1 protein-coding gene is annotated in these 210 nt (G+C 48.1%); it reads right to left on the bottom strand.

Features of this window, described 5'->3' with window-relative positions; genetic code table 11:
- The coding region (locus tag H7U22_RS06410; protein ID WP_187070516.1) for a DUF7507 domain-containing protein at positions 1-210 on the bottom strand (210 nt) is incomplete at both ends.

Here is a 210-nt window from a genome sequence, read left to right as displayed (position 1 = left end):
TCAGAAACTTTTGTAACGTTATTTCCTTTCGGATCTTTCGCCGTTGCAGAAGCCTGATTGCTCAGAGAACCGTTATCGATATCGCTCTGCGTTAAGGTATGTACCGCGGTAAGGGTTATGGATGCGCCCGGTGCAAGAGACAGAATCGGAGATCCGCTTACCGCAGCATTTGCATCGGTTACCACGATATTACTTAGGGTTACATTGCCG

Source organism: Pedobacter fastidiosus (genome assembly GCF_014306625.1).
Lineage (GTDB): Bacteria > Bacteroidota > Bacteroidia > Sphingobacteriales > Sphingobacteriaceae > Pedobacter > Pedobacter fastidiosus.
This window is presented reverse-complemented; position numbering and strand designations above follow the sequence as displayed.